We start from the raw sequence: 26,182 nt of genomic DNA, 5'->3' as shown, positions 1-26,182 counted from the left end.
GGCGCCTGTATGTGTCTCTGACTGTCAGTCCGGATCGGCCGCTCCGCCGGCGAACAGTTCCTCAGCCGACGTGGCCGTCAGGGAGCGGCCGGAGGAGGCTTCGGCTTTGCCTTCTGCCTCGCCCACTCCTTCGAGAGCGGCAGACACGTTCACGTCATGTGGTTGACGGCCGCTGGAGGAGATAGCCGGAGACGGAGCCGAGGGTTTCGTCGTCCAGGACGTAGGTGTCCGACCAGTTGCGTTGTTCGACTGGTGCCAGCAGGGACTCGACGGTGCAGGACCAGGCCTCGCACAGGTAACGAATGAAGAGGCCGTGCAGATCGCCCGACGTCCGCCACCACTGCTTCTGCCAGGTCGGCGTGGTGTGGTCGCGGGCGAACTCGTACGTGGTGTCACGATGGGCCGCGGCCGGGAAGACCTGTGACAGGGGTGGGTTGGGGATGATCTGGCAGATGAAGATCCAGTTGTCGGGGATCTCGACCCGTTTCCCCGACAGGTGGTGGTAGAGCTCCGGCGGACGGGTCCGCCAGGTGACGGGCCAGCCGAAGGCGAGGAAGATCTCGCTGCGCGCTGCGGCCCATTCGAGCACGTCGGCCAAGCGCAGCACGCCCTGACCTGTCAGTGCGAAGGCGATGTCGTCGGGGAGCGCGTTGAAGGCGTTATGCAGGGTGTAGGCCAGTTCGAGTTGGAGCGGGTCCTCGAAGAGGCCCGTGTCCCGGAGCCGTTGTTCCTGGGTGCGCATCCAGTGCCGCATCTGGTCCTGGGTGGCGACCAGCTCGGCTTTGTCCCGTGAGGCCCGGCTGGGCCGGCCGGCGAGGTAGCCGGCGAAGGAGACCGACGTGTCGGCGAGGAAGCCGTTGACGGTGACGGTGCCCCAGAAGGCGCGCCGGCTCTGGAAGTGCATGCTGTTCCAGAGCATGGCGAGCCCGATGCGCCGTCCCTTGTCGTCCAGCAGCTCGGTGGCCCTGCTGATGAAGTCGTCGCGCATCTGGAGGCGCAGCTTCTCCTCTCCGGCACGCCACTTCGCCGCCTGGGGCGGGTACAGGCGGTCGAACACCTCGTCCGGCGACCCGGTGGCCAGGGAGAACGGTGGAAGGATCTCGGGGTCGGCCGCCCCCGGCTCCCAGGTGTGGACTGGCACCGCGTTCTCCAGGACCAGGCGCTGGGCGAGCTGGGCGAGCCGTTCGTCGTCGGTCCGACTGAACAGACCCTGGAGTTCGTAGGGGCTCGTCCTGAGTTTCACGCGTACGGTCGTGCCCTCCGGTACCCAGCCCTGTCCTGCGTGGGGCGTGAGCAGGGGGCGGCTGGAGGGGCCGTCGAAGGTGAGGCGGCGGGCGTCCGCGAGGGAGGCGTCGTAGCGGCGGGTGATCAGTTCCACCTGGTCGCCGAGGAGGAAGACGGAGAAGAAGCCGATGCCGAAGCGGCCGCTGGGCTGGAATCCGCCGTCGGCGAGGCCGGGAAGCCGGTTGCGGACGCTGGCGGAGCTCCAGCCGCTGGTGCCGAAGTCGAGCAGCCCGTGGACAAGGGTCTCCTCATCCATGCCGGTGCCGTAGTCGCGGACCTCCAGGTACCAGTCGCCGTCGGTCTCGGTCAGACGGATCTCCACTCGCCCGAGCGGAAAGTCGGGCTGCAGTGTCTGCCGGGCCAGCACCGCGTCCTGGGCGTTCTGGATCAGTTCCCGTACGGCGACCTCGGGCACGTTCCCGTACAGCTGCTGTCCGCCGAGCGTCCCGACCAGGGCGGGGATGTCGGAGACCTTGACGGTCGCGTCGATGGGGCGCCAGTTCTGCACACGGAAGAGTTCCGCGAAGCGCTCCGGGGAGTCGACGCCGGCGACCGCCCGGGCCGCGAGCCGGCTCCGGCCGAGGTCGTGCAGCAGGGCGTCGACGGCTTTCAGCTCCCGGTCGATACCGCGCAGGTATTCCAGGGCCAGCCACCATGCGGTGGCATCCTGCGGAGGGAAGGGCCGCAGCGAGCTGTAGGTGACCCGGTCGCCTTTCAGATAGGGGCGGCTGATGTGTTCCTGGAACCGCCAGTGCTCGCGGGAGATGCCCTGCGGTCCGCGCAGGGAGAACAGGAAGCCGGGAGCACGCCGGCTGTCGACCTGGGTGGCGTCCGCAAGCCGCAGGATGCAGGCCAGCTTGAGCGGCTCGATGATCCACTCGCTGGGCTGCCAGGGCAGCGAACCGATCGGGTGGCGGAACTCCTCGGAGAGCCGGTCCACGGGCCACCAGTGGCTGGCCGCCAGCTCCCCGATCAGCGGGCCGTACACCTCCCGCAGCTGCACCCCCTCGATGAGGAAGATCTCGTTGCCGGTACTCGACCGCCACGGCTGGTCAACCAGACGCTTCGCCTGCTCCGCGTGTGTGTCGCGAATCGCGGTCGCCACGCAGGCTTCGGCGATCTCGGCGGGGGGAGCGTCCAGCTCCTCCCGGTCCGGCCAGCAGCCCTCCCGGTGGTAGTAGGCCACCGACACGAGATCGCGCCACCGCCTCTCTCCGAGCGCCTCGGGCACGGTCGTCCCGTACGCGGCCTCTCCCATCGCCGCGTCGTGCAGCACGAAGGCACAGCCCAGCACATACGCCTCGGCGGGATTCAGTGCCACCTCGGTGCCGCAGATCAGATCGGCTGTCTCCCACAGCGCGTCCACGTGGCTGATGTCGTGCACGGTGAAGTCGGGCATGCTGCGGCCGTTCTCCTCGAGCAGAACGGCCGCCTTCTTGCGTAGCTCCGCGTAGGACGTGCGCAGTCGTTCCCGCTGCTCGGAGTGGGCGTCGTGGCCCGGGCGCCCGGCAAGGGTGCTCCGCCAGAGAGTCGTGCTGGTGTAGTCGAGCTCGGGCACCGGGCGAGATCACCTCATCGAGGGCAGGAGGAAGGACGCGGCGAGCACCCACATGGTGATCACCGACACGAGAATGAAGAGCAGGACGTATGTCTCGTACCAGCGCAGGAAGTTGCCGGGGCGAGGGCGCTTACGAAAGCCGGGCCCGACGACCTCGTCGGTGATGTCGCACTCCTCGTTGCGGTAGTCGAGCCAGGCGAGTGCCCCCACCACGATCAGTGTGCCGGTGAAGGCGGCGACCATGGTGACCAGCGTCAGCAGGCCGATCACTCCGCCTCGGGCGGTGGCCGCCCCCAAGTCCCACTTGCGGTAGCCGACGAAGAGGGCGAGCGCCGCGGTGACGAGGGCTGTGGCGAGGGTCTGATAGATGGCGAGGAACCGGTGGGCGTTCTCGTTCACGGCATGAATCTGCTGCAGCACGTACCGGTAGCGTTCCAGCGCGAACTCGTTGCGGACGGCGACCGTTTCCGGCTGCTCTTCCCCCGGTTCCCCCGGTTCCCCCGGCTCTCTCATCGCCCCCCCGCCTGACTCGCCGTCAGCGAAGGTATACCCCAAACCCGTTCGCCCACCCGGTAATCGGGTCAGCCGGACATGGCCGGCTGCCGCGACAGCCGCGGCAGCGGCCGCGGACGGGAGCACGGGGGAGTGACCACGGGCTACTCGTCGAGGAAGATCTCTTCGGCCGCCGGGGCTGTCACGGCACGCCGGTGCCAGTGGCGCAGGATCTCGGGGTCGCCGCAGCCGGTGATGCGGTCCCGGACTGCGTCGGGGACGTCGATGCCGCGCACGTCCAGGATGTCCAGGACGTCCTCGGCGGCGCGTCGGGCCACGCCTTCGGCTCGGCCCTCTGCTCGGCCCTCGTCGCGGATTTCCTCGGAGAGGGGTGACTTGTAAAAGGAGAGGTCCACGGCCACCAGTTTCCTCCACAGTCGTGCGGCCGGGTGCTTGCCCAGGCCTTGTGCGATGAGTTCGATGATCGGGTCGGCGATGCTCCGCGGTGTGTCCCGCAGAACGGTCGTCATCGATTTCAGTATGACCCCGGCGTCCGGATGCCTGGCGTGGGTGATCGCGCACAGCGTGGCGAGGGCGAGGTCCTTGCGGACTTGGGCCGGGTCGGTGATCACCGGCATGTTGTGCGGTCCGGCGACGAGTGGCCGCAGGGTCAGCAGGGGCCACTGGCGAGGGCCGAAGCTGACCTCGCGCGCGGCCCATTCCGCCGTGGCGCGGTCCTGGCAGACGACCAGCAGCAGTGGCTGCAGCCGGTACTTCGTGAGCAGGTACGAGGCGTAGTACGCCCAGTTGGCGGGCTTGTCGGGGTCCTTCCCGCCCTGGGCCTCGATCGCGAGGAGCAGCGGTTCACCGTCCTCCGTGTCCAGCCGCAGGAGAGTGTCCACGCGGCGTTCGACGGGGCTGGCCTCGGTGAGGTCGTTGGGTAGGACGGTGACCGAGGTGGGCGGGGGGACATCGATGCCGAGGACCTCGGACACCCCGGAGAAGAGGCCCGGATACTGCTGGAAGATGCGGTGCATCGCCTCGTGGGGCGAGCTGACCATGCGGAGTCCTCTGAAGGGGGAGGTGACAAGGAAGGGAAAGGGCGCCGATCTTCAGCGGCGCCGGGTCGTGGCCGACTCGTCAGGCGGCCGTGGGCTTCGGTTGCCGGAGTTCGCCGCAGTCCCGGCAGGTGCGGGGGTCGGGGCCGCGATAGCCGCGGTCGCAGGTGTCGCAGTTGCGGAGTGGGTGCCGGACGGGCGGGGGTGGCTCGGGGGTGCGGAACGGCGGCAGGGGCGGGAGCTCGGCGGTGAGGCGGTGGGCCAGGAGGGCGGCGGGGCGGCGCAGGGGCTCCGGTGGCAGGTCGGTGGTCAGGGCGCGGCGTACGGCGGTGGGGGTCAGGTCCCGTTCCAGCCAGGCGACCACACCGGGGGCGAGGTGTTCGGCGTCGGTGGCGGAGAGCAGCAGGCGGGGGTCCGTGCGGCGGAGGCCGGCCAGGATCTCGGTGGCTGTCAGGAGCAGGGCGGGGGAGGCGTATGCGGGTTTCGGCACGGGGGGCAGGGTGCGGCGGCGTGCCGGTTCCCGCTGCGGGGCGGTGGCCGCTCGGCGGGCCGTGGGCCGGGGCGCTGCCTCGATCGTTTCGGATGTGGCGTCGCGTCGGCTGCCCGGCTGGTTGCACGAGACGGTGCGTGTGACGATCCGTCCGGCCGGTGTGCGCTGCCGGGTGCGGCGCAGGTAGCCGTGGCTCTCCAGCTCCCGCAGGGCGGCGGAGATCCGGTTCGTGCCCTCGGGGAAGCGGGCGGCGAGGGTCTTGATGTCGATGGCTGCGCCGGTGGGCAGCGACTGGATGTGGCAGGCCAGTCCGATCGCCAGCAGCGACAGGTCCGGGTGCTGGGTGAGGTGGTTGCCGACCACCGTGAAGCGGGTGGTGTGGCGGGTGTTGTCGTGGATGACCCCGCCGGGGTGCCCCTTCGCGCGGGCGGGCCTGGAGGGGTGGTTTTTCCCGCTGTTTCGGGACTGGGTGTGCGGGCGCACGCTAGGGTTTTGGGTGTCCATCGGGAAGGTTGCTGCTTCCTTGGTGGTCAGGCCCTCGCACTGGGATGCCAGTCCCTGCGAGGGCCGTTGCGTTTTCGGGGTGTTGTGCTGAGCTGAGCTGAGCGTAGGGCAGGCAACCTGCCGCGAATCCAGCTCAGTTGGTGATGTTCACTCGGGCGAGTGAGCGTGTGCCGTGGGCGGGAGAGGTGGGGCTTGGTGCGGTTTCTTTCCCTCTCGTGTTTCTTGGGGGTGATCGCCCGTGGCACCGGAGCGCAGGCGGTGAGGTTCCGGTGCGTGTGTTGTTTCCGCTGGTCAGGTGCGCGGTAGGTCGAGTACTGCCCATACGGTTTTGCGGGGTACCGGCCCGAGCTGCACGCCCCAGCGATCGGCGAGGGCCTCGACGAGGAGGAGGCCGCGTCCGGACTCTGCGTCGGGGGTTGGCGGGCGGTTGCGGGGGAGGTCGTCAGCGCGGGTGTCCGTGACCTCGATGCGGAGGGTCGCCGGGGCGCTCAGGAGCACGAGGCGGAAGTCGCGTCCGGGGAGGCGTCCGTGGGTGGCGGCGTTCGCGGCGAGTTCGGCGACGAGGTGCTCGGCGGCCTCGGCGACGCGGTGAGGCAGGCCGCGGGTGCGCATCCAGTCCGTGGCGAGGAGCCGGGCGAGTCGGGCGCCGCGTGGCGTGGACGACAGCAGAACGCTGAAGTGGTCGGTGGGCGAGAGAAGTTGGGTGGACTTTTCCTGGTTCACGTCACTGAGCGTGACGGCGCGTGCTTACTGTGAACAGTGACAGTGCTGATACGTAGGGTGACTGTCCGAGGCTTGTCGGCCGTTGTCCGGACCGTCGGAGACAGGCCTACGGGTAGGGGCGTTACGGCACGGCGGTACGGCAGAGGGGTGCGGTATGTCGGTGGACGGCGAGGCGGTACGGCTCCGGACCGAGGCGGACGAGCCGGGGTGGGAGGTGGACCCGGACGACGAGTGGGGCGTGGCCGTTCTCGCGACGGTAGGGCGGCAGTTGAGGCTGCGGCGGGAGGCGGTGGGGCTGCGGGTCGCCGACTTCGCGGTGGCGGTCGGGTACGGGGAGGACCTCGTCTACAAGGTCGAGGGCGGGAAGCGGATTCCCCGCCAGGAGTACCTGGACAAGTCCGACGAGGTGTTGGGAGCGGGTGGGCTCGTAGCGGCGGCTTGGGAGGACGTGAATAAGGTCCGGTATCCGAAGAAGGTTCGGGAACTGGCCAAGTTGGAGTCGCAGGCAGTAGAGGTCGGCATCTACGAAAGCAACGGCATCAACGGTCTCTTGCAGGTCGCAGGCCATGCGAGGGCGCTGTTCGAGGCCATGCAACCTCCTTACTCACCTGACGAGGTGGAGCGCATGGTGGCCGCGCGCGTGGCTCGCGCGTCGATTTACGAACGTACCCCCGCCCCTGCGCTCAGCTTCGTCCTGGAAGAGGCGGCTCTGCGCCGTCCCATCGGGGGCACAATGGTGTGGCGTCAGCAGCTCGAACGTCTGTTGGAGGTGGGCGGGCTGCACAATGCCGTTCTTCAGGTGATGCCGTTGAACTGCGAGACCCACTCCGGTATGGACGGCAAGATCGAACTGCTGAAGTTCGTGGACGGTTCCGCTGTGGGACGCTCCGATGGTGCGTTCAACGGGCGGCCCACCTCCGATCCCAAACACCTGCGCATCCTTGAGCTGCGGTATGGCACCATCCGGGCTCAGGCGCTCTCGCCACGGGAGTCGCTGGCCTTCATCGAGCAACTGCTGGGAGAGACATGATCCGCAAAAGCACTGCCGAGCTGGCGTGGTTCAAGAGCAGCTACAGCAGCGGAAACGACGGCAACTCCTGCGTGGAGCTTGCCGTCACCCCCGGCACCATGCATGTCCGCGACTCCAAGAGTGTCGAGGGCCCCCGGTTGGCGCTCACGCCCAAGGCGTGGGCGGACTTCGTGCCCTACGCCGCGGAAAGCCGTTAGCGCGCCACGAACTGAGTCAGGATCGCCTGGACCTCGTAGATGTCGACGCCCTTTGTGAAGGTCTTCTCGATGGGGGCCGGGGTGCCGGAGATCCAGATCTTCAGTTCGGCGTCCAGGTCGAACGTGCCGGCCGTCTCGACCGCGAAGTGGGTGATGCTGCGGTAGGGGACGGAGTGGTATTCGACCTTCTTGCCGGTGATGCCCTGCTTGTCGATCAGGATCAGGCGGCGGTCGGTGAAGAGGATGGTGTCGCGGATCAGCAGGAACGCGGCGTGGACCTGCTCGCCGTGGCCGAGGAGGCGGGCGTAGTCCTGCTGGGCGGATTGCGGGTCCACGGTGTGCGCGTTGCCGAACAGTGCCATCGGTCTCTCCCTCGTGTGCCGCTCAGGGAGCGGTCGGCTGGGTGTGGTCGGGCTCCGGGGTGAACAGTTCCTCCGGTGTGTTCACCATGATGGCGCGGTCGAGACAGCGAGTGAGGGTGTCCGGGTCCGGACACAGGTGGAGGGGGCGGAAGACCTCCTTGGGTGCCGCGATGTCACGCATCTCCAGGAGCCGCAAGACTGCTGCGGCCCACGCCGCCGTGTATCCGGCGGCGTACCCCCTGACCCATTCCTCGTCCTCGTGTTCATCATCGGGCCGCTTGTCCACCCTGGCCCGGATGCGGGCCATGTCCTGGAGCGAGATAGAGCCTTGCTGTCTCAGTTTCTCCAGCCCGGAACGGAAGTCGCCGACCACTCGCTCCGGCGGGATGCCCAAGCCCATGGACGTCAGGGTGAACCGGAGCAAGTCGTGTAGTTCGGGTGTGGTGTCCGAATCGTCGATCATGATCGCCCCGTGGTCAGGTCTCGGTCCGGTCCGCCGCGGGCCCCGCGTCCTCGACGAAGAGTTCGTCGACGCTCTCCACGTGGGGTGTCCGGTCCAGCCAGCGGTTGAGGACGTCGAGGTCGGTGCAGCCGGCGATGCGGTCCCGGGCCTCCTGGGGGACGGAGACGCCCCGTGCTTCGAGGAAGCGGAGGATGGCCTTGGCTTCGCCTCTGGCTTCCCCCTTGGCTTCGCCCTCGGCTTCGCCCTCGAGGTAGGCCTTCTCCATCACCGTGCCCCGGCCGGGGAAGTAGTTGACGAACGTCACGATGTCCCTCCATTTGTCTCCGGCGGGGGTGTCCCCCAACGCCGAGTCGAGAAACTGAAAGAAGTAGCTGGCGGCGTTCCAGTCCATCCCTGCGAGGGCACGGCCCAGTGCGTCCAGTATGGCGTCGATGTGGGGGCTGTTGGCGTGAGCCAGAGCGGAGAACACGGCCATGGCCGGCTTCTCCGCCGCGGTTCTCGGATCGGTGATCACTGGGAGGTTGTCCGGTCCGACGACCAAGGGGTACGTCATCTGGGCGGTCCAGCCACGCGTGCCACAGGAGAAGGGACCGGTCGCCCACTTGGTCGTGGCCCGGTCGCGGCAGACGACGAGGAGGAGAACCGGCAGGCCGTACTTCGCCTGGAGGTAGGAGATGTAGTAGGGCCAGCTCGATTCCTTCTTGGTGTCCCTTCTCTGCTGTGCCTCGACAGCGAGTAGGAAGTCCTCCCCGTCGGACGGGCCGATGCGCAACACGGTGTCGATGTGGCGCGCCAGGGGTTTGGCTTCCGTCACGTCGGTGCCGATCGCGTAGACGGCTGCCTTCTCGGGGAACGCGATGCCCAGCACCCCGAAGACCGGGGAAAGGATCTCAGGCCGCTCCTGGAAGATCCGGTGCATGCCTTCATGGGCTGATGTGACCATGTGGGCTATGTAAGAGGGGCAAGAGGCCGTATTTCCGGCGGATGGAAGGCGTTCACTCCTTCGAGGGCCGGAGAAACGTTCGCGCCCCGCTCCCGGTGAGAACCGGGGGCGGGGCGCGTTGCCGTATCGGGTCGAGGGTTACGCCGTCGGCTTCTCCTCCAGGCGCGGGAAGAGCACCGCGCCCTTCGTGACCGTCGTGCCGGCCGGGAGCCTGCCCCACTCGCCGGTCTCGCCGATCGTCTGGTCGGCGAGGGCACCGAGGGAGGCCTCCGCGCCGAGCGAGTCCCAGAGCTTCTGCGACGTCTCGGGCATGACCGGGTTGAGCAGGACCGCGATGGCTCGGAGGGACTCGGCGGCGGTGTAGAGGATGGTGGCCAGGCGGGCCTTGCCCTCGTCCGACGTGTCCTTGGCCACCTTCCACGGCTCCTGCTCCGTGATGTAGCCGTTGACCTGCTTGACGAAGTCGAAGATCGCCAGGATGCCGCCCTGGAAGTCCAGGTCCTCGCCGATCCGGCGGTCCGCCTCCGTGACCGCCTTCGCCAGGCCCTCGTGGACCGCCTTCTCCGCCTCGCCGTCGGCCGTGGACTCCGGCAGTACGCCGCCGAAGTACTTGCCGACCATCGCCGCTACGCGGGACGCCAGGTTGCCGTAGTCGTTCGCCAGCTCGCTGGTGTAGCGGGCGGAGAAGTCCTCCCACGAGAAGGAGCCGTCCTGGCCGAACGCGATCGCGCGCAGGAAGTACCAGCGGTACGCGTCCACACCGAAGTGCGAGGTCAGGTCCTGCGGCTTGATGCCGGTCAGGTTCGACTTCGACATCTTCTCGCCGCCGACCATCAGCCAGCCGTTGGCCGCGATCTTGCCGGGCAGGGGGAGTCCCTGTGCCATCAGCATCGCCGGCCAGATCACCGCGTGGAAGCGGAGGATGTCCTTGCCGACCAGGTGGACGTCGGCCGGGAACGTCTCCTCGAACTTCTTCTGGTTCTCGTTGTAGCCGACCGCCGTGGCGTAGTTCAGCAGGGCGTCGACCCACACGTAGATCACGTGCTTGTCGTCCCACGGGACCGGGACGCCCCAGTCGAACGTGGAACGGGAGATCGAGAGGTCCTGCAGGCCCTGGCGTACGAAGTTCACGACCTCGTTGCGCGCGGACTCGGGCTGGATGAAGCCGGGGTTCGCCTCGTAGTGGGCGAGGAGCTTGTCGCCGTACTCGCTCAGCTTGAAGAAGTAGTTCTCCTCGCTGAGGCTCTCCACGGGCTTCTTGTGGATCGGGCAGAGCTTCTGACCTGCGTATTCGCCCTCGCCGTCGAGGAGCTCGCCGGGGAGCTTGTACTCCTCGCAGCCCACGCAGTACGGGCCTTCGTAGCCGCCCTTGTAGATCTCGTCCTTGTCGTACAGGTCCTGGACGAACTCCTGGACGCGGTCCGTGTGCCGCTTCTGCGTGGTGCGGATGAAGTCGTCGTTCGCGATCTCCAGGTGCTCCCAGAGAGGCTTCCACGCCTCCTCGACCAGCTTGTCCGCCCACTGCTGCGGGCTGACGTCGTTCGCCTCCGCGGTGCGCATGATCTTCTGACCGTGCTCGTCCGTGCCGGTGAGGTACCACACCTTCTCGCCGCGCTGACGGTGCCAGCGGGTGAGCACGTCGCCTGCGACGGTCGTGTAGGCGTGGCCCAGGTGAGGAGCGTCGTTGACGTAGTAAATGGGGGTCGAGACGTAGTACGCCTTCGCCCCCTGCTTCTCGGATCCAGTGGCCGCCATGGTCGAAATCCTACTGGTCCGTCGAAGATCGACTCACACGTGTTTCGGGGGGTGGACAGGGGCTTCCTTCCTGTCCACCCCCCGAGGGGCATGCTGTGTCGCGCCGCGGCTACGGGCGCCAGTTCGCCAGGACGCCCTCGTAGAGCTCCTTGTCCGTGAGCTCGCGGGGGGTTTCGCCGGCGAGGAAGTGGGACGTGTTGGGGGTCTTGAGCTTGCGGAGGTAGTCGAAGGCCTTGTTCTCCGGGTCGCCGAAGGCGACGAAGGAGAAGAAGACGGTGGGGTGGGACTTGGCCGCGTCGGTGAGGGACTGGGTGGCGGGGGTCTTGGCGTCGGGGGCGCCGTCCGTCTGGAAGATCACCAGGGCCGGGGTGTCGGTTGCGGTTGCCGTCGCTTCCTTGCCGTGGTGGGCGAGGACTGCTTCGACTGCGGCGTGGTAGCTGGTGCGGCCCATGCGGCCGAGGCCGGCGTGCAGGGTGTCGATCTTGTTCTCGTGGTCGGTGAGGGTGATCTCGCCGGTTCCGTCGAGTTCGGTGGAGAAGAAGACGACCTGGACCGTGGCCTCGGGGTCGAGGTGGGCGGCGAGGGCGAGGGTCTGCTCGGCGAGGGCCTGGGCGGAGCCGTCCTTGTAGTACGGGCGCATGGAGGCGGAGCGGTCGAGGACGAGGTAGACCTTGGCGCGGGTGCCGGTGAGGTTGTTCGCCTTGAGGGTGGTGGTGGCGGCCTTGTAGGCGGTGGCCAGGGTGGGGGCGTGGGTCTTCAGCTGGGTGAGGGTGAGGGCGGGCTTGGGGGTGTCGGCCTTGTCCTCGGTCTCGGTCTCGGCCTCGGTCTCGGCCTCGGTCTCGGTTTCGCCTTCGGCCGTGTTGTTCCCACCCGCACCACCCGTGCGGCTCTCGTTGTCGGGTGCGGGTGGCCCCTGTGGGGCGGATTCGCCGTCGGCGGGTGCGGCTGCGGGTGCGTCGGCCTCCGGCTGTGCGGTCGCCTCCGCTTCCGCCTTCGGCTGTGCGGGCGCCTCCGCTTCCGCCTTCGGCTCCGTTTCCGCCTCCGGCTTCGGCTCCGCTTCCGGCTCCGGCTTCAGTTCCGGCTCCGGCTGTGCCGTGGCAGGCTCGGGCTTGTCCTCCGTCTTCGCGTCGGACACCGCCTCGGGCTCGACGGCGACCTGGGTGTCGGCGTCGGTCTCGGGCTTGGCCTCGGTAATGGCCTCGGCCTCGTCGGTAACGGTCTCGGCCTCTTCGCTCGCCTCCGGCTTCGCCTCTTCCGGGGCCGTCGTCTCGGGCTCGGCAGCGGCCGGCGTCTCGGCAGTGGCCGGCGCTGCGGCTCCCGCCTCATCGGCAGCAGCCGGGTCCTCCGCGGCGACCGGCTTCTCGGTGCCCTCGGGCTCCTCGACGACTGCCGTCTCCTCGACGACCGTCGTCTTCGCCTCGGCCTCCGCAGCGACCGTCTCCTCGGCGACCTCGGGCTCCTCCGCGACCGCCGCCTCCTCGACGACAGCCGCCTTCTCCGCGACCGCCGGCTCCTCGGCCACCGCCGGCTCCCCGGCGACCTCGGGCTCCTCCGTAACCGCCAGCTCCTCCGCGGCCGCCGGTGCCTCCACGACCCCGGCCTTCTCCGCGACCGTCGGCTCCTCGACAGCCGTGGTCGGCTCTTCGACGACCCCCGCCGGCTCCTCGACAGCCGTCGTCGACTTCTCGGCGACCGCCGTCGGCTCCTCGACAGCGACCGTCGGCTCCTCGGCGACCCCCGCCGTTTCCGGCTCGTCCGTCTCCGTGGAGCGGGTCGGGCGGGGGACCGCTGCGACGTTGTCGAAGGCCGCTGAGACCAGGTCGTGTTCGTCCGGGGAGGACGTGCGGGGTTCGGGGACGTTTGCCGTGGGGGAGGGGGTGTGGCGTTCGCCGGAAGCGGTGGGGGGCTCCTGGGCGGGGACCTGGACCTGGGGGGTCGAGGTGTCGTGCGACGGCGTTGCCGTCGGTTCCTCCGTGGTCGTCGTCGGCCGCGCCGCACCCTCCGCCTCGGCGGTCCGTGACTTGCGTGACCGTCCGAACGCGTTCCGCAAGAGAGTGAGAATGCCCATGTGCGCGCAACCCTTCGCGTGAGTTGAAGCCCGTCAATCCCTGGCCAGGACGGACACGTAAGGTTAGCGGCCCGCCTGTGTGATCTTGGGCAGGGTCGGGTGTGCGAGGCCCCCTCTGTCAAGGGGAACATCCGGCCTGCCGACATGACGCCCTGCTGAATCACCACAACTGCCGTACGGCTGCCACAGGTTCACCCCCCGTTCATCCAGGCGCCCGGCTCCCGCACATATGTGCTCCTACGGTCACGCTGACACCAAGGGCATCCAAGGAGAGAGCAAAGTGCGAAAGCTGCTGCCGTTGATCGGAACGCCGTCCGGTTCGCACCCTGGCGGCCGGTCCGCCATGACCTGTCGTTTCCGGTGTGGTGACGCCTGCTTCCACGAGGTGCCCAACACCAGCTCCAACGAGTACGTCGGTGATGTGATCGCGGGCGCCCTCAGCCGCCGGTCGATGATGCGGGCCGCGGCCGTGGTGACCGTGGCCGCCGCGGGTGCGGGGGCCGTGGGGGTCGGGCAGGCGCAGCCCGCCGGTGCGGCACCGGCATCGGTGTCCGCGGCGGACGCCGCCGCGGCCGCCCGGCGTAAACACAAGGGCGCGCGCGGGCTGCGCTTCGCGCCCGTCGCGCCCAACACCACCGACGCCGTGACCGTGCCGGAGGGGTACGGGCAGAACGTCGTGATCCGCTGGGGCGAGCCCATCCTGCGCGGGGCGCCCGCCTTCGACCCGGAGAAGCAGACCGCCAAGGCGCAGGCCGGGCAGTTCGGGTACAACTGCGACTTCCTCGCCCTGCTGCCGCTGCCCGGGGAGCGGAACCGGCAGCTGCTCGTCGCCAATCATGAGTACACCGATGAGATTCTGATGTTCCGGGGGTACGACGCCGCCAACCCCACCCGTGAGCAGGCCGAGATCGCCTGGGCCGCGCACGGGCTGTCCGCCGTGGTCGTGGAGGGGGACCGGAGGACGGGCAAGCTGACCGCCGTGTCCCGGCATCAGCTCAACCGGCGCGTCACCGCCACCACCGAGTTCCGGCTGACCGGGCCCGTCGCCGGGTCGAAGCTCGTGCGGACCTCCGCGGACCCGGCCGGCACCAAGGTGTTCGGCACCCTCAACAACTGCTCGGGCGGTGTCACCCCGTGGGGCACGACCCTGCACGGCGAGGAGAACTTCAACCAGTACTTCGCCAACGCGAGCCGGGACACCGACAAGCGGTACGGGATCGGGACCGGGGCCAGCGAGCGGAAGTGGGAGCGGTTCGACAAGCGGTTCGATGTCGCCCAGGAGCCCAACGAGGTGCACCGGTTCGGGTATGTCGTCGAGTTCGACCCGTACGACCCGGAGTCGACGCCCCGCAAGCACACCGCGCTCGGGCGGTTCAAGCACGAGGCCGCGACCGTGCGGCTCACGCAGGACGGGCGGCCCGTCGTCTACACCGGTGACGACGAGCGGTTCGACTACTTCTACAAGTTCGTCGGCAGCAAGCGGATGAGGCACGGCACCTCCCGGGCTGTCCGTGAGCACAACCTCTCGCTGCTCGACGAGGGGACGCTGTACGTCGCCAAGCTCACCGGTGACTCCCCCGCCATCGAGATCGACGGCACGGGCAAGCTGCCGAACGACGGGGAGTTCGACGGGAGCGGGCGGTGGATCCCGCTGGCCACCGCCACCGCGAAGGGCGCCGTCTCGCACGTGGACGGGATGACCGCGGAGGAGGTGTTCGTCTTCACACGGCTCGCCGGTGACAAGGTGGGCGCCACCAAGATGGACCGGCCCGAGGACATCGAGCCCAACCCGGTGACCGGCAAGGTGTACGTCGCCCTGACGAACAACTCCAACCGCGGGGTCGGCTCCAACGCCAAGGCGGACGAGGCCAACCCGCGCCACGCCAACAAGCACGGGCACGTGCTGGAGCTCACCGAGCGCTGGAACCGGCCGGAGAGCACGAAGTTCGCCTGGTCGCTGTTCCTGGTCGCCGGTGACCCGGACGACCCGGCGACGTACTTCGCCGGGTTCCCGAAGGACGGCGTCAGCCCCATCTCCTGCCCGGACAACGTCGCCTTCGACCCCTACGGCAACCTGTGGCTGTCCACCGACGGCGCCCAGCTCGGCTCGCACGACGGCCTGTTCGGTGTGGCGACCCGGGGTGAGCGGCGCGGTGAGCTGAAGCAGTTCCTGACCGTGCCGAAGGGCGCCGAGACCTGCGGGCCGATCATCCAGGACCGGCGCGTCCTCGTCGCCGTGCAGCACCCGGGCGAGATCGACGGGGCGAGCGTGGAGAAGCCGGCCAGCACCTGGCCCGACGGGCCCGGGAAGTACGTCCGGCCGGCGGTCGTGGCCGTGTGGCGCGCGGACGGCTGCGACATCGGCGTCTGAGCCGCCGTACGTTCGAGAGCATCAGGGCAGGGCCGGGCTCGGCGGTCTGTGAGGGCCGTCGGGTTCCGCCCGCCTCTCGTCCCGCCACTCCCGGTCCCGCCATTCCCGGTACGCCGGTGCCTGCCGCGCCACCTCCCCGTACGCCTCCTCCAGCGCGGGGCAGACGCCGGCCAGGGCCGTCTCCGTACGAGCCGCGACGAGCAGCCGTACGCCGAGGGGGTCGCCCTTGATGCGGCGTACCGCCATGTCGGGGCGGGGGGTGCGGGTCGGCTGGCACACGGTGACCACCTCGCCGGTCGCGACCAGGGCGTCGGCCGTGTGGTAGTCGCCGTGCAGCACGTGGGGGCTGACGTCGGCGGCCCGGAACATCCGCTGGACGGCGTCCCATTCGCCGTCGACCGTCGGGTCGATCATCCAGCGGTCGCCGGCCAGGTCGCGCAGGTCGACCTCGGGCTTTCCGGCCGCCGGATGGTCGACGGGCAGTGACACGCACTGCGGCTCGCGTTCGACCAGGACGCGCAGCCGGAGTTCGGCGGGGATCCGCAGCGGGCAGCCCTCCACCTCGTGCACGAAGGCGACGTCGAGCTGGCCGTCCACGACCATGCGGAGCAGGGCGTTCGCGGAGACGTTCATATGGAGGGTGGGGTTCTGGCCGTGGGCGCGCAGCCGGCGCAGCCAGCCCGCCAGGGCCTTGCTCGCCGTCGAGCCGACGCGGAGCTCGGTGCCGCCGGCCGCCGCCGCCCTCGCCTCGACCACCAGCAGATGCATCTCGGTCAGCAGCGGACGGGCGCGGCTCAGGACCAGCCGGCCGAGCGGGGTGGGGCGGCAGCCGGTGTGGGCGCGCAGGAACAGCGGACCGCCCAGCTCCTGCTCGATGCGGCGCAGTTGTGTGCTCAACGACGGCTGGGCAACGCCCAGGTGCCGGGCGGCGCGGTGCAGACTGCCGGTGTCGGCTATGGCGCACAGCGCGCGGAGGTGCCTCACCTCGAGCTCCATGCTCTGTGAGGCTAAGGCGGAACCGCCGCTATAACCAGCCACATAATTCACCGCTAAAGCAGGTGAATTGGGCAGCCAATAACCCTGTCCTATCCCCGGTTGCCATCATCACAGGCGCCGCACAGGCATCGAGACTCACCGGTGACGACTCACCCCCACCAAGGAGTCTCCATGCGAAAGTCCATGTCCGCCCTGGCGGTTCTCGGCCTCGGCCTCGCGACGGTCGGCTTCGGTACCACCGTTCCCGCCGCTGCTGCCCCCGTCGAGACCACCCACGCCGGGTATCTCGCGAAGTCGGCCGACTCGGACGCCAGTAAGGCCTTCTTCCAGGCCGTGCTGAAGTCCGTCGCCGAGAAGCGTGCCGCCAACCCGAGTGCCACCGCGGCCGTCACCGTCGTCTACGACGCGTCCCGCGCGCCGACGTTCAGCTCCCAGATAGCGCGCAGCACCCAGATATGGAACAGCTCGGTGTCGAACGTGAGACTCCAGTCGGGGTCCGCGTCCTCCGCCGACTTCAGCTATCGGGAGGGCAATGACTCCCGTGGCTCGTACGCCTCCACCGACGGCCACGGCAGCGGGTACATCTTCCTCGACTACCGGCAGAACCAGCAGTACGACTCCACGCGGGTCACCGCCCACGAGACCGGTCACGTCCTCGGTCTGCCCGACCACTACTCGGGCCCGTGCAGCGAGCTGATGTCCGGTGGCGGGCCCGGCACGTCCTGCACCAACGCCAACCCGGACGCCCGTGAGCGGGCCCGGGTGAACCAGCTGTGGGCCAACGGCTTCGCGGCGGCGATGGACAAGGCCCTGGAGAAGTCCGGACGTTAGGACTCACCGGGCTCATCGGACCCGGGGCGCTGGTGCAGCGTCAGGTCGGTGACCACCGACCGGTGGTCCGTGCCGGCCAGGTCAAGGACGCGGGTGTCGCGGGCCGCGAAGTCCCGCGACACCAGCACATGGTCGATCTGGGCGCCGAGCGTCGGGGCGGTCAGGGCCGGCCAGGTGGCCGTGCGGTCGGCGCCGTCCAGGCGGGAGGCGTCGCGCAGGCCGGTGTCGAGGATGCGGCGGAACGCGGCGTGGTCCTGGGAGGCGTTGAAGTCGCCGGCCAGGACGAGCGGGGTGCCGCGGTCGGTGACGGCGGCGGCGCGTACGGCCCCGAGCTCCCGCTTCCAGAGGTCCACCTGCCTGGGCAGCGGGGGCATGGGGTGGGCGAGCTGGAGCCGTACGGCGTGCCCGTCGACGTCGGCGACCGCCCCGGGCATGCCCATGGTGCCGGGGACCCCGTCGGTGGGCCGGAGTGTGAAGCGGCTGAGGATGACGGAGCCCTCGGAGCCGCCGCCCTCGACGGCACTGCGGTGCGGGTAGTCCTGGGAGAGGTCCTTCTTCAGCCGTGCGTCACACTCGTAGTCGCACTCCTGGACGAAGATGACGTCCGGTTTCTCGCGGCGGACGGCGGCGACCAGGGAGCCGGTGCCCTGCCCGAACTCGACGTTCGAGGTCAGCACACGCAGTTCGGCGACCGGAGGGCCCGCGGGGTCGTCGACCTTGCCGTACGGCTCGATGAACCAGGCCAGCAGGCCGAGCACGGCGACTCCCCAGACCGTTCCCAGCCACCAGCGGGAGCGCAGGGTGAGCAGCAGCGCCAGGCCGGTGGGCGCGAGCAGCCAGGGGAGGAAGGCGAGCAGCTGCGGGACGGGTGTGATGCCGTCGCTGTCGGCGGTCCGGAAGCCCACGACCACGCTCACACCCGCGAGCAGCAGGAAGGCGAACCCCGCGCCGAACCCCCGCCCGGGCGGGCGGTCCTCAGGCCCGTCGTCCGTGTCGGTCCACTCGGCAGCGGCGGTGTTCACAGGCCGGCCTTCCGTTCGCGCGGTGGTACGCCCGCATCCTCTCTCAAGGACGGGGTGCGGCGGAGGAAGGTTGCCGAGCGTCGACGCGGGCCAGGAATTCCCCCAGCGCCCGGTCGAACACGTCCGGGCGTTCCAGGTTCGGCATGTGGGCCGCGCCGTCGATGATGTGCAGCGCCGAGTCCGGGAGGGCCGTGTGCATGGCCAGGGCGTCGGAGACCGGTGTGAAGGAATCGTCCGCTCCCACGACGACCAGGGCCGGGACGGAGACACGGGGCAGCAGGTCGTCGTAGCCGGGGCGCCGGGCGCGGGCACGCAGGGCGGCGGCGGCGCCCTCGGGGGCGGTGGCGGTCATCATCCGGTGGACGTGGGCCTTGACCCCGTCGGGGGCGTAGGGGGCGACCATCCGCTCCAGGACCTCGTCGGCGTAGCCGCGCATGCCCTCCGCCAGGAGACGGTCCGCCATGGCGTCGCGGGTGCGGACCCCCTCCGGGGTCTCCGCCGAGGGGAAGGTGTCCGCGAGGACCAGGCCGCTGACCCGCTCCGGGAACAGGCGGTAGCAGTCCATCGCGATCTGGCCGCCCATCGACAGGCCCGCCAGGACGAACGACTCCACCTTCAGCTCGTCCAGCAGGGCCTCGATGTCCCGGGCGAATCCGGAGAAGTCCGTGAGGGCGGGGGTGACCGGAGAGGCGCCGTAGCCGCGCAGGTCGGGGGCGATGACCCGGCGGTCCGCCGAGAACGTCTCGAGCTGCGGTGCCCACATCGTGCGGTCGAAGGGGTGGCCGTGGACGAGAACCAGGGGAACCTTGGGGACAAGCGGCTGCCGGGCGATCGCGGGGCCTTTGTCCTCGTATGCGAGGAAGGGTGCCATGGGGACGACCCTAGGCCGCCCCATTACTCGGTGCAATAAGATCTTTGCTCTCGGTGCAATCCAAGGGGGAGGCCGACCGATGGGTGACTACCGGCGAATCGCCGACAGGATCGCCGACGACATCGCCACCGGACGGCTCCGGCCCGGCCAACGGCTGCCGCCGCAGCGGGCGTTCGCGCGGCGCCGCGGGATCGCGCCGTCGACGGCCGGCCGGGTGTACAGCGAACTCGTCCGGCGCGGGCTGGTCGTCGGAGAGGTGGGGCGCGGCACCTTCGTACGGGCCGGGCCGACGGGACCGGTGGGGCAGGCGCTCGCCGAGCCCGGGCCGGCCGGCGTCCCCGTCAACCTGGAGCTCAACTACCCCAGCGCGCCCGGCCAGCCGGAGCTGCTCGCCCCCGTCCTCGCGCCGCTGCTGCGCCCGGACGTGCTGGCCGAGGCCCTGCTGCCGGCCGCCGCCACCGGCACCCCGGAAGCCCGGGAGGCCGCGGCCGCCCTCCTCACCACGCCCGGCTGGCGCCCTGCCCCGGACCGGCTGCTGTTCACCGGGAACGCCCGCCAGGCCATCGCCGCCGTGCTGGCCTCCCTGGTCCGGCCGGGCGGCCGGGTGGGCGTGGAGCAGCTGACATATCCGCTGGTCAAGGAGATCGCGGCCCGGCTGGGCATCACCCTGGTGCCGCTGGCCGGTGACCCGGCCGGGCTGCTCCCGGAGGCCGTCGCGGCCGCGCACCGCACGGCACCGCTGTCCGCGCTGTACGTGCAGCCGACGCTGCACAATCCGACGTCCCGGACGACGAGCCGGACACGGCGGCTGCAACTCGCCCAGCTGATCCACCACTTGAACCTCCCGATCGTGGAGGACCGCATCTGGTCCTTCCTGCACGGGCCGGACGAGCGGCACGGGGCCGGTGATCCCCTCGCCGCCCATGCCCCGGCCCTGGCCCATGTCGTCGACGGGCTCTCCAAGCGGGTCGCCCCCGGGCTCACCGTCGGGTTCCTCGTCGTGCCGCCGCAGCGGGTCTCAGCCGTGGCCGACGCCGTGCGGTCGGGGGGCTGGAGCGCGGCGCGGTTCGCGCTGGAGGCGGCGGTGCGCTGGGCCGCGGAGGGGACGGTGGCGCGGCTGGTGGAGGCCAAGCGTGCGGACGCGGCGCGGCGGCAGCGGATCCTCGCCGAGGAACTCGCCGGCTTCGCCGTACGGTCCGACCCGCGCGCCTACTTCGCCTGGTGGGAGCTGCCCGCCCCGTGGCGCGCCGACACCTTCACGGCGGCCGCAGCGGCGCACGGCATCGCCGTCACACCCGGCCCCGCCTTCGCCGTGGCCCCCGGCCACACCCCCGACGCCGTCAGACTCGGGCTCGCGTCGGCTCCGGAGGGGGATCTGCGGCGGGCGTTGCGGACGCTGGCTCGCGTCGCCGCGCGGCGAGGCAGCGGCCGGTGAGCCAGGAGGCGAGGGCCACCGTCAGGCCGAGGGCGAGCAGCAGCCAGGACACGGTGCGCAGGGTGGTCGTGAGGGCGTCGTAGACCGCGCCCGCCGCCGGGCGGTGGAGCGCGTCGGGCAGGTCGGCGAGGGTGAGGCGGCGGCCGATCGCCACGGCGAGGACCAGCAGCCCGCCGCCCAGGGCCGTGCCGAGGCCGAGGGCGGTGACCGCACGGCGGCGGCAGGCGGCGACGGCGATCCCGGCGACGGCCAGGACGGCGGCGGTGAGCGGCAGCCAGAAGGCGGCGGTGTCCAGCACGTCGTATCCCCTGCGCAGTCGGTCCACGTCCCCGGCCGGGAGCACCGGGACCCGGGCGTGGGTGACCGGGATGCGGTGGGCGAACGACACGTTGTCGTCGGCGAGTTGGCGTTTGACCCGGGCGACGACCGGGGCGAGGTCGACGGTGACGGCGGCCGCGTGCGTCCCGTCGTCGCGCAGGGCGTGCAGCACGGCGGCGTGCAGGGCCTGGTTCGCCGCGTCCCAGGCGGCGCGGAACGCCTCGGTACGGGTGAAGGAACGCGCCGCGTCGTGCACGAAGGGCCCGACCGCGCCGCGCAGGGAGCCGGTGTCGAGCTCGTGCCCGGCCTCCCGCATGATGCCGTCCCCGACGGCGTCCGCGACCGCGCGCTGCACGTCCGGGTCGGCGGCGAGCGGCGCCATCGTGGCGACGTAGCGGCCGGTGTCGGTCAGCCCGTGCGCCGCCCAGGACGCGAGCGCCCCGAACGGCACGAGCAGGCACGCGAGGGCCAGCAGAACGGCCGACAGGGCGTTCCGCAGTCGTGGGGGCGCCTTCTCGGGTAGGGGCGCCCGGTCGCGCTCGGGCACTCCTCCAGGCAAGCCGCCACCGGCCCGCTCCGCGCGCGGTGTGACTGCAATCGGCCTCACATGTCAAGCCGAACGAGCGCACCCACGGGCCGCCCGGACCCGGTCAGCCGATGCGATGGCCCGTGGCGTCCTCGTGCGTGTAGTAGCGGTAGAACATGATCAGCAGGACGCCCGCCCCGACCGCCATGCCCAGCCACATGGACCACAGCACGGACAGGCCGGACTGGCTGATGAGGAAGCCGGTCGCGCAGCCCGTGAAGACGAACCAGAGCGCCGCGTGCTGTTCGCGTCGCAGCCTCGGGCCGAGTTGCCACACGGCGGCCAGCAGCACGGCGAACACGAGCGCGGTGACAAAGCCGAACAGCAGGTTCCAGCCGGTGATGGGCCCGCCGTAGCGCCGGTTGGCGGCGGCCCAGTAGCCGTAGACGAGCCCGAGGGCGACGGGGACCCAGATCTTGGCCATCGCGTGGGTCCGCGCGCTGAAGACGTCGGGTGTACGACGCTGCGTGAGTTCCCTGGCCACCTTGCGTGAGGCGGGTGCCGCGTGAGCCATGAGAGTGCTCCTCTCTCTCCCTGCCCCTGCCTACCAGGGCACACCGCCGGGCAGCCGCTGGCAAGTCGGCGGGCGAAGCCCCTCGAAAGCGGAGGTTTACGGCGCTCAGGGCCCCGTTTGCAGCCGCAGAGGTTACGGTGCTGCCGTACCTGATCGACCGGGGGAGGGGAAGAGATGCCCGGAACCGTGCTGCTGCTGGCGGCCTCGCCGCTGGGCAAGGGGCGCCTGGTGGACGCCGCCTCCGTGCTCCCCGTCCTCGCCGCCGTGCCGCCCGCCGTGCTGTCCGGCACGGACACCGCGAACGTCGTCGAACTCGCCGACCCGCTGGATCCGCAGGCCGTCCTCACCCGGCTCCGCGCCGCCGCCACGGCCCCCGGCCCGCTCACCGTGTACGTCACCGGGCAGCTCCAGCTCGACCGCAAGCAGCGCCTGCCGCATCTCGCGCTGGCCCGCACCACCGCCCCGACCGTGCGCTACACGGCCTTCCCCTGGCACTGGTTCCGGGAGGAACTGCGGCTCAGACCCGCCGGGGCGACCACGCTCGTGCTCGACCTGCACGCGGACGCCGAGACCTGGGAACTGCTGCGCGGCACCCCCCTGGACTCGGGCCGCGGCACCGCCGTCCACGGGCGCATCGCACCACCGCCGTCCCGGCGCACGGTCGCGGCACCGGCGTACATGAAGGCCGTGGCGACGATCCTGCGCAGCGGGTTCCGCCCGCCGCCGGAGCAGCTCCACCAGCAGGCGCTGGCCCGGATCGCGCAGGAGAGCGCCGGCCGGGACATCGTGCTCAGCGCGCGGGGGCCGGTGAGCGGCGACCCGCACACCGCCATCACCGCCGCCGTCCAGGCCGGCCGGCACCAGGACGCCGACGCGCTCGCCGCCCGGCACGAGCAGGCCGCCGTGGCCGCGCACGGACCCGCCTCCGAAGAGGCCCTGCACTGGGCCGAGGTCCGGGCCGACCTGGCGATGTTCGCCGGGGACGCGGCCCGCAGCTGCCGCACCTGGCTGGCGGTGGCCACCGCCCGGCTGAACGCCGGGCAGGCGGTGGACGCGCCCGCCGTCGAGTCGGCCGTCGACCGGGCCCACCACCAGTGGGGCCAGATAGCCGACTCCGCGCAGGCACGCGACCTGGGGGCCGGACTCGCCGCGTTGCGGGGGCGGGTGCCCGGGCGGCGCGAGGGGGCGCTCGACCACGTCCAGCGGCAGCTGCGCCAGCTCCAGACCCAGGGCTGAGTACCCGCGCGCCGGGTGCGCGTGGCGTGAAAAGGGCGTGCGATCGCATGCACGGTTCGCGTCAAAGGTCTGCCCGCCGGCCTGACCCGGTGTCATGATGTCGGGTATGACAGAGGGGGACGAAGTGGCTGTCTTAGGCGTACGCGTCCGGCTGGGTGTCGGCGCGACCGGGGACGATGTCAGAGCCCTGCGGGCATGGCTGGAACGGGACGAGCCGCTGGAGCAGTTGCTCTCCGCCGGGCAGCTGCGGATCGAGGAACGGACCAGCACGGACGCGCCCAAGGGGCGTCTGGGGCCCGACATCGAGCTCGTCCTCCAACTGCTCGGTGACGTCGCGACGGTCGTGGCGCTGACCGAGTACACCAACCGCGCGGTGAAGACCTGGAAGAACAACCGCCGCAGGCTCCAGGGCGGCGAACCCGATTCGGAGATCCGTCCGCTGGGCCCCGACGGGGAGTAGCCCGGTGAGCCGCTTCGACCCGCGCGGCCGAGTGAACCGGGCGCTGCTCGTCGGCGTGTCCGAGTACGACCACACAGCGCCGGATCCGCAGGGCGTGACCGGCCAGCTCCCCGCCGTGCGACACAACCGGAAGACACTTCAGCACGCCCTGAACCGGAGCGGGGTGTTCGGCGCGGGTGAGGTCAGGGTGCTGGCCTCCCCGTCCGAGGAGGACTTCAGAGGCGAGCTGCGCGGCGCCGTGCGCGAGGCCGAGGGCCTGCTGCTGCTCTACTTCGCCGGGCATGCCGTCGTGAACACGTCCGGCGGCGAGCTGCACCTCCAGATGCGCACCGCGCAGGTGGTCGCGGGCGAGCTGCCCGGGGCGGTGAGTTTCGCCCAGGTGCTCGGCGAGATCTGCGTCGCGGAGAGCCGCGCCGAGAAGGTGCTGGTGATCCTGGACTGCTGCTACGCGGGCCACGCCGCGGGGATCTGGCACCGCTTCGGCGATCCGGAGGGGAACAAGGAGAAGGTCCTCCTCCTGATGAGCGTCCAGCCCAACCGCTGCATCCTGGGCGGGGACGCCGGCGTCGCGACGCCGTTCACCCGCGAGCTGGCGCAAGTCCTCGACGAGGACGGGGAGGTGTGGCTCTCCGAGCTGTATCCCACGCTGAAGCAGCGGATGGACGAGGCGGGTTACCGGGCGGAGGAGGACGACCCGCAGATACCGCAGGCACTGGCCCCGCCGTGGGACCCGGACGCGGACATCCTGCTGGCGGCGCGCCCGGTGCCTTCGCCCGCCCCGATGCCCGGGCCTCCGGATCCGCCGCCACCTCCCCCGCCGCCCAGGCCCGGCCCCCCGGTCCGCCCGAGCCGGTTACGGCAGCTCAGGCGGGCGGCGGCCGACATGGTCCGGGCCGTCGCCGACCGGCTCGGCAGGACCCTGCTCACCGTCCTGCTGGCCCTGCTCGCCACCGGTGCCGGCGGCTTCGGGATCCTCGCCCTCATCGGGGATTCCGGGACCTGCGCACCGTCCCTGGAGCTGCGCGTGCTGACCGACCCCGATCTGGAACCGGCGATGCAGGCCGCCGCGGACGCCTACTTCGCCTCGGACACGAACACCACGGACGACGGCTGCCGGCGCGGCGGCGTCACCGTCTACAGCGCCGGTGCCGCCGCCGTGGTGAGCGCGCTGGGCGAACGGACCGACGCCTGGCAGCAGCCGCGCGAGGACGACAACCCGCAGCGGGACATCGGCCCCCAGCCGGACGTGTGGATCCCCGCGACCGGCGCCGACGTCGGCCGCGTCACCGCCGCGCAGGAGGACCGGGTCTTCGCCCGGCTGGAGCCGGAAGCCGAGCCGTTCGCGTACTCGCCGGTCGTGCTGGCCGTGCCGCAGGGCCTCGCCGGCCCGCTCGGGAAGCCCACCGGGCGGTCGCTGCCGGAGCTGGTCGACGCGCTGGAAGGACTGCCCGGCGCCGCCGAAGTGCACCGCCCCGACCCCGGCTTCAGCGGCTCGGCCCTGCTGGCGACCGTGGGCCTGTACGGCGACGGGGACGACGTGCGCGGTGCCGAGCGGCTCATCACCCGGCCCGGGCGGCCCGAGCCCTCGGCCGTCTCACTGCTCTGCACGCTGCCCGACGACGACGCCGTGGACGACCGCGGCGCGGCCCTGGTCCCGGAGTTCCTGCTCAGGAGCGGGGTCGGCTGCCACCCGGCCACCCGCGTCCCGCGCACCGCCGCCTACCCCGACGACGTGCCCGGTCTGGAACCGACGTTCGTGCGGGTGCGCTGGGATCACGGCGACCTGGACGCGAACGCCCGCGACGACGAGGCGAACCGCTTCCGCACCTGGCTGACCGGTGCGGAGGGCCGGGCGGTGCTCGGCGAGCAGGGCTTCAGGTCCGCGCGCGGTGACCGCGCGCTGCTCGACGCCGAGTCGGCCCCCGCCGGGCTGACCGGCACCGTCCGCCCGGCGGACTCCGCCGACGCGGCCCGGCTGGACACGGCGCTGGAGCGGTACGGCAACGCGCACGGGCCCGGCCGGGTCCTCTTCCTGCTCGACAGCTCCGGCTCGATGGCCGGTCTGTGGGACGGCCCCAGCGGCGCCCCCGGCATCCTGAAGCAGACCCTGCCCGGGCTCGGCGGGGAGGACGAGTACGGGATCTGGGCCGTGCACGGGCTGGAGGGCCGTACGCACACCGAGGTGCTGCCCTTCGGCACACACGCCCGCGAGGACGCCGAGCAGGACCTCGGCAAAACCAGGGTGCGGGACGCGGAGGCCGATCCGTCCGCCGCCCTGCCGGCCGCCCTGACGTTCATGCGGGAGCGCGGCGAAGGCGACGAGAGGCCGCAGTTGATCGTGTACCTCACCGACGGCGAGGACGACACCCGACTGACCGGCGACCGGCTTGACCAGGTGATCGAGCGGGCCGGGGCCGCGGGCGTACCCGTAGCGATGGTGACCCTGAACAGCGGCGCCTGCGGCAGCGACCGCCCCGGCACCCTCATCGCCGAGGCCGGCCGGGGCCGCTGCCTGGACGCCGGGGACGACCTGGTCCCCGCCCTGCACGACGAGGTCGCCCGCATCGGAACGGGAGAGGAATGATGCTCGGAACGGGAGAGGATTGATGCTCGGA

The 26,182-nt window shown here is 71.0% G+C and carries 23 protein-coding genes; 8 read left to right on the top strand and 15 right to left on the bottom strand.

Annotated features, from left to right (window positions below; genetic code table 11):
- Nucleotides 1-154: 154 nt before the first annotated feature.
- The 5 genes from ACIBK5_RS23180 to ACIBK5_RS23160 all read right to left on the bottom strand — a co-directional run bounded on the left by ACIBK5_RS23180 (nucleotide 155) and on the right by ACIBK5_RS23160 (nucleotide 6,109).
- On the bottom strand, nucleotides 155-2,842 hold the full coding sequence (locus ACIBK5_RS23180) for an ATP-binding protein (protein ID WP_399021979.1): 2,688 nt from the start codon (nucleotides 2,840-2,842) through the stop codon (nucleotides 155-157).
- 9 nt (nucleotides 2,843-2,851) lie between these two features.
- The gene (locus tag ACIBK5_RS23175; protein ID WP_399021978.1) at nucleotides 2,852-3,355 is read right to left on the bottom strand and encodes a hypothetical protein; all 504 of its coding nucleotides are present in this window, start codon (nucleotides 3,353-3,355) and stop codon (nucleotides 2,852-2,854) included.
- 143 nt (nucleotides 3,356-3,498) lie between these two features.
- The gene (locus tag ACIBK5_RS23170) at nucleotides 3,499-4,395 is read right to left on the bottom strand and encodes a hypothetical protein (protein WP_399021976.1); all 897 of its coding nucleotides are present in this window, start codon (nucleotides 4,393-4,395) and stop codon (nucleotides 3,499-3,501) included.
- A 79-nt stretch (nucleotides 4,396-4,474) separates the two neighbouring features.
- Nucleotides 4,475-5,386, bottom strand: a complete 912-nt coding sequence (locus tag ACIBK5_RS23165) for a helix-turn-helix domain-containing protein (protein WP_399021974.1) — start codon at nucleotides 5,384-5,386, stop codon at nucleotides 4,475-4,477.
- Between the two features lie 291 nt (nucleotides 5,387-5,677).
- Complete coding sequence (locus ACIBK5_RS23160) at nucleotides 5,678-6,109, bottom strand: ATP-binding protein (RefSeq protein WP_399021972.1); 432 nt, start codon at nucleotides 6,107-6,109, stop codon at nucleotides 5,678-5,680.
- A 154-nt stretch (nucleotides 6,110-6,263) separates the two neighbouring features.
- Between ACIBK5_RS23160 and ACIBK5_RS23155 the strand changes: the two genes are divergently transcribed.
- Together ACIBK5_RS23155 and ACIBK5_RS23150 are read left to right on the top strand one after the other, a co-directional pair.
- Nucleotides 6,264-7,139 (top strand): helix-turn-helix domain-containing protein, encoded by an 876-nt coding sequence (locus tag ACIBK5_RS23155; protein WP_399021970.1) that lies wholly within the window; start codon nucleotides 6,264-6,266, stop codon nucleotides 7,137-7,139.
- Complete coding sequence (locus ACIBK5_RS23150; protein ID WP_399021969.1) at nucleotides 7,136-7,336, top strand: DUF397 domain-containing protein; 201 nt, start codon at nucleotides 7,136-7,138, stop codon at nucleotides 7,334-7,336. The genes ACIBK5_RS23155 and ACIBK5_RS23150 overlap by 4 nt, the downstream gene beginning before the upstream one ends.
- On the opposite strand, the gene ACIBK5_RS23145 is transcribed toward ACIBK5_RS23150, so the two are convergent.
- The 5 genes from ACIBK5_RS23145 to ACIBK5_RS23125 all read right to left on the bottom strand — a co-directional run bounded on the left by ACIBK5_RS23145 (nucleotide 7,333) and on the right by ACIBK5_RS23125 (nucleotide 12,927).
- A complete protein-coding gene (locus ACIBK5_RS23145) occupies nucleotides 7,333-7,698 on the bottom strand; it encodes a PH domain-containing protein (protein ID WP_399021967.1) in 366 nt (121 codons plus the stop codon). The genes ACIBK5_RS23150 and ACIBK5_RS23145 overlap by 4 nt on opposite strands.
- A gap of 22 nt (nucleotides 7,699-7,720) precedes the next feature.
- Nucleotides 7,721-8,161, bottom strand: a complete 441-nt coding sequence (locus tag ACIBK5_RS23140) for a hypothetical protein (RefSeq protein WP_399021965.1) — start codon at nucleotides 8,159-8,161, stop codon at nucleotides 7,721-7,723.
- 13 nt (nucleotides 8,162-8,174) lie between these two features.
- Nucleotides 8,175-9,104, bottom strand: a complete 930-nt coding sequence (locus ACIBK5_RS23135; RefSeq protein ID WP_399021963.1) for a hypothetical protein — start codon at nucleotides 9,102-9,104, stop codon at nucleotides 8,175-8,177.
- A gap of 138 nt (nucleotides 9,105-9,242) precedes the next feature.
- The gene (gene metG / locus ACIBK5_RS23130) at nucleotides 9,243-10,859 is read right to left on the bottom strand and encodes a methionine--tRNA ligase (RefSeq protein WP_399021961.1); all 1,617 of its coding nucleotides are present in this window, start codon (nucleotides 10,857-10,859) and stop codon (nucleotides 9,243-9,245) included.
- Nucleotides 10,860-10,968: 109 nt separating this feature from the next.
- Nucleotides 10,969-12,927, bottom strand: coding sequence for a VWA domain-containing protein (locus ACIBK5_RS23125; RefSeq protein ID WP_399021959.1), 1,959 nt, complete (start codon nucleotides 12,925-12,927; stop codon nucleotides 10,969-10,971).
- Between the two features lie 280 nt (nucleotides 12,928-13,207).
- Between ACIBK5_RS23125 and ACIBK5_RS23120 the strand changes: the two genes are divergently transcribed.
- Entirely contained in the window at nucleotides 13,208-15,298 is a 2,091-nt protein-coding gene (locus ACIBK5_RS23120; RefSeq protein ID WP_399021957.1) for a PhoX family protein, read from the top strand.
- A 21-nt stretch (nucleotides 15,299-15,319) separates the two neighbouring features.
- Here ACIBK5_RS23120 and ACIBK5_RS23115 read toward each other — a convergent pair whose 3' ends face one another.
- The gene (locus tag ACIBK5_RS23115) at nucleotides 15,320-16,294 is read right to left on the bottom strand and encodes a LysR family transcriptional regulator (protein WP_399021955.1); all 975 of its coding nucleotides are present in this window, start codon (nucleotides 16,292-16,294) and stop codon (nucleotides 15,320-15,322) included.
- Nucleotides 16,295-16,465: 171 nt separating this feature from the next.
- Between ACIBK5_RS23115 and snpA the strand changes: the two genes are divergently transcribed.
- Nucleotides 16,466-17,125, top strand: coding sequence for a snapalysin (gene snpA, locus ACIBK5_RS23110; RefSeq protein WP_399021953.1), 660 nt, complete (start codon nucleotides 16,466-16,468; stop codon nucleotides 17,123-17,125).
- Here snpA and ACIBK5_RS23105 read toward each other — a convergent pair.
- Together ACIBK5_RS23105 and ACIBK5_RS23100 are read right to left on the bottom strand one after the other, a co-directional pair.
- Entirely contained in the window at nucleotides 17,122-18,147 is a 1,026-nt protein-coding gene (locus ACIBK5_RS23105) for an endonuclease/exonuclease/phosphatase family protein (RefSeq protein WP_399021951.1), read from the bottom strand. The two genes, snpA and ACIBK5_RS23105, sit on opposite strands and share 4 nt — an antisense overlap.
- Before the next feature lie 43 nt (nucleotides 18,148-18,190).
- Entirely contained in the window at nucleotides 18,191-19,018 is an 828-nt protein-coding gene (locus tag ACIBK5_RS23100) for an alpha/beta fold hydrolase (RefSeq protein ID WP_399021949.1), read from the bottom strand.
- A gap of 79 nt (nucleotides 19,019-19,097) precedes the next feature.
- On the opposite strand from ACIBK5_RS23100, the gene ACIBK5_RS23095 reads away from it, so the two are divergent.
- Nucleotides 19,098-20,453, top strand: coding sequence for a PLP-dependent aminotransferase family protein (locus ACIBK5_RS23095; protein ID WP_399021947.1), 1,356 nt, complete (start codon nucleotides 19,098-19,100; stop codon nucleotides 20,451-20,453).
- Here ACIBK5_RS23095 and ACIBK5_RS23090 read toward each other — a convergent pair.
- Nucleotides 20,359-21,318, bottom strand: coding sequence for a hypothetical protein (locus ACIBK5_RS23090; RefSeq protein WP_399021945.1), 960 nt, complete (start codon nucleotides 21,316-21,318; stop codon nucleotides 20,359-20,361). The two genes, ACIBK5_RS23095 and ACIBK5_RS23090, sit on opposite strands and share 95 nt — an antisense overlap.
- A 103-nt stretch (nucleotides 21,319-21,421) precedes the next feature.
- Entirely contained in the window at nucleotides 21,422-21,871 is a 450-nt protein-coding gene (locus tag ACIBK5_RS23085; protein ID WP_399021943.1) for a hypothetical protein, read from the bottom strand.
- 174 nt (nucleotides 21,872-22,045) lie between these two features.
- On the opposite strand from ACIBK5_RS23085, the gene ACIBK5_RS23080 reads away from it, so the two are divergent.
- The 3 genes from ACIBK5_RS23080 to ACIBK5_RS23070 all read left to right on the top strand — a co-directional run bounded on the left by ACIBK5_RS23080 (nucleotide 22,046) and on the right by ACIBK5_RS23070 (nucleotide 26,151).
- The gene (locus tag ACIBK5_RS23080) at nucleotides 22,046-23,107 is read left to right on the top strand and encodes a hypothetical protein (protein WP_399021941.1); all 1,062 of its coding nucleotides are present in this window, start codon (nucleotides 22,046-22,048) and stop codon (nucleotides 23,105-23,107) included.
- 106 nt (nucleotides 23,108-23,213) lie between these two features.
- Complete coding sequence (locus ACIBK5_RS23075) at nucleotides 23,214-23,567, top strand: hypothetical protein (RefSeq protein ID WP_399021940.1); 354 nt, start codon at nucleotides 23,214-23,216, stop codon at nucleotides 23,565-23,567.
- 4 nt (nucleotides 23,568-23,571) lie between these two features.
- Nucleotides 23,572-26,151: a substrate-binding domain-containing protein gene (locus tag ACIBK5_RS23070; protein WP_399021938.1), complete on the top strand. Its 2,580-nt coding sequence runs from the start codon at nucleotides 23,572-23,574 to the stop codon at nucleotides 26,149-26,151.
- The last annotated feature ends 31 nt before the right edge of the window (nucleotides 26,152-26,182 follow it).

This window comes from Streptomyces sp. NPDC050546 (assembly GCF_044457425.1).
In the GTDB taxonomy this organism is placed as follows: domain Bacteria; phylum Actinomycetota; class Actinomycetes; order Streptomycetales; family Streptomycetaceae; genus Streptomyces.
The sequence above is the reverse complement of the archived record's forward strand: the minus strand, read 5'-3'. Positions and strand labels throughout refer to the sequence as shown.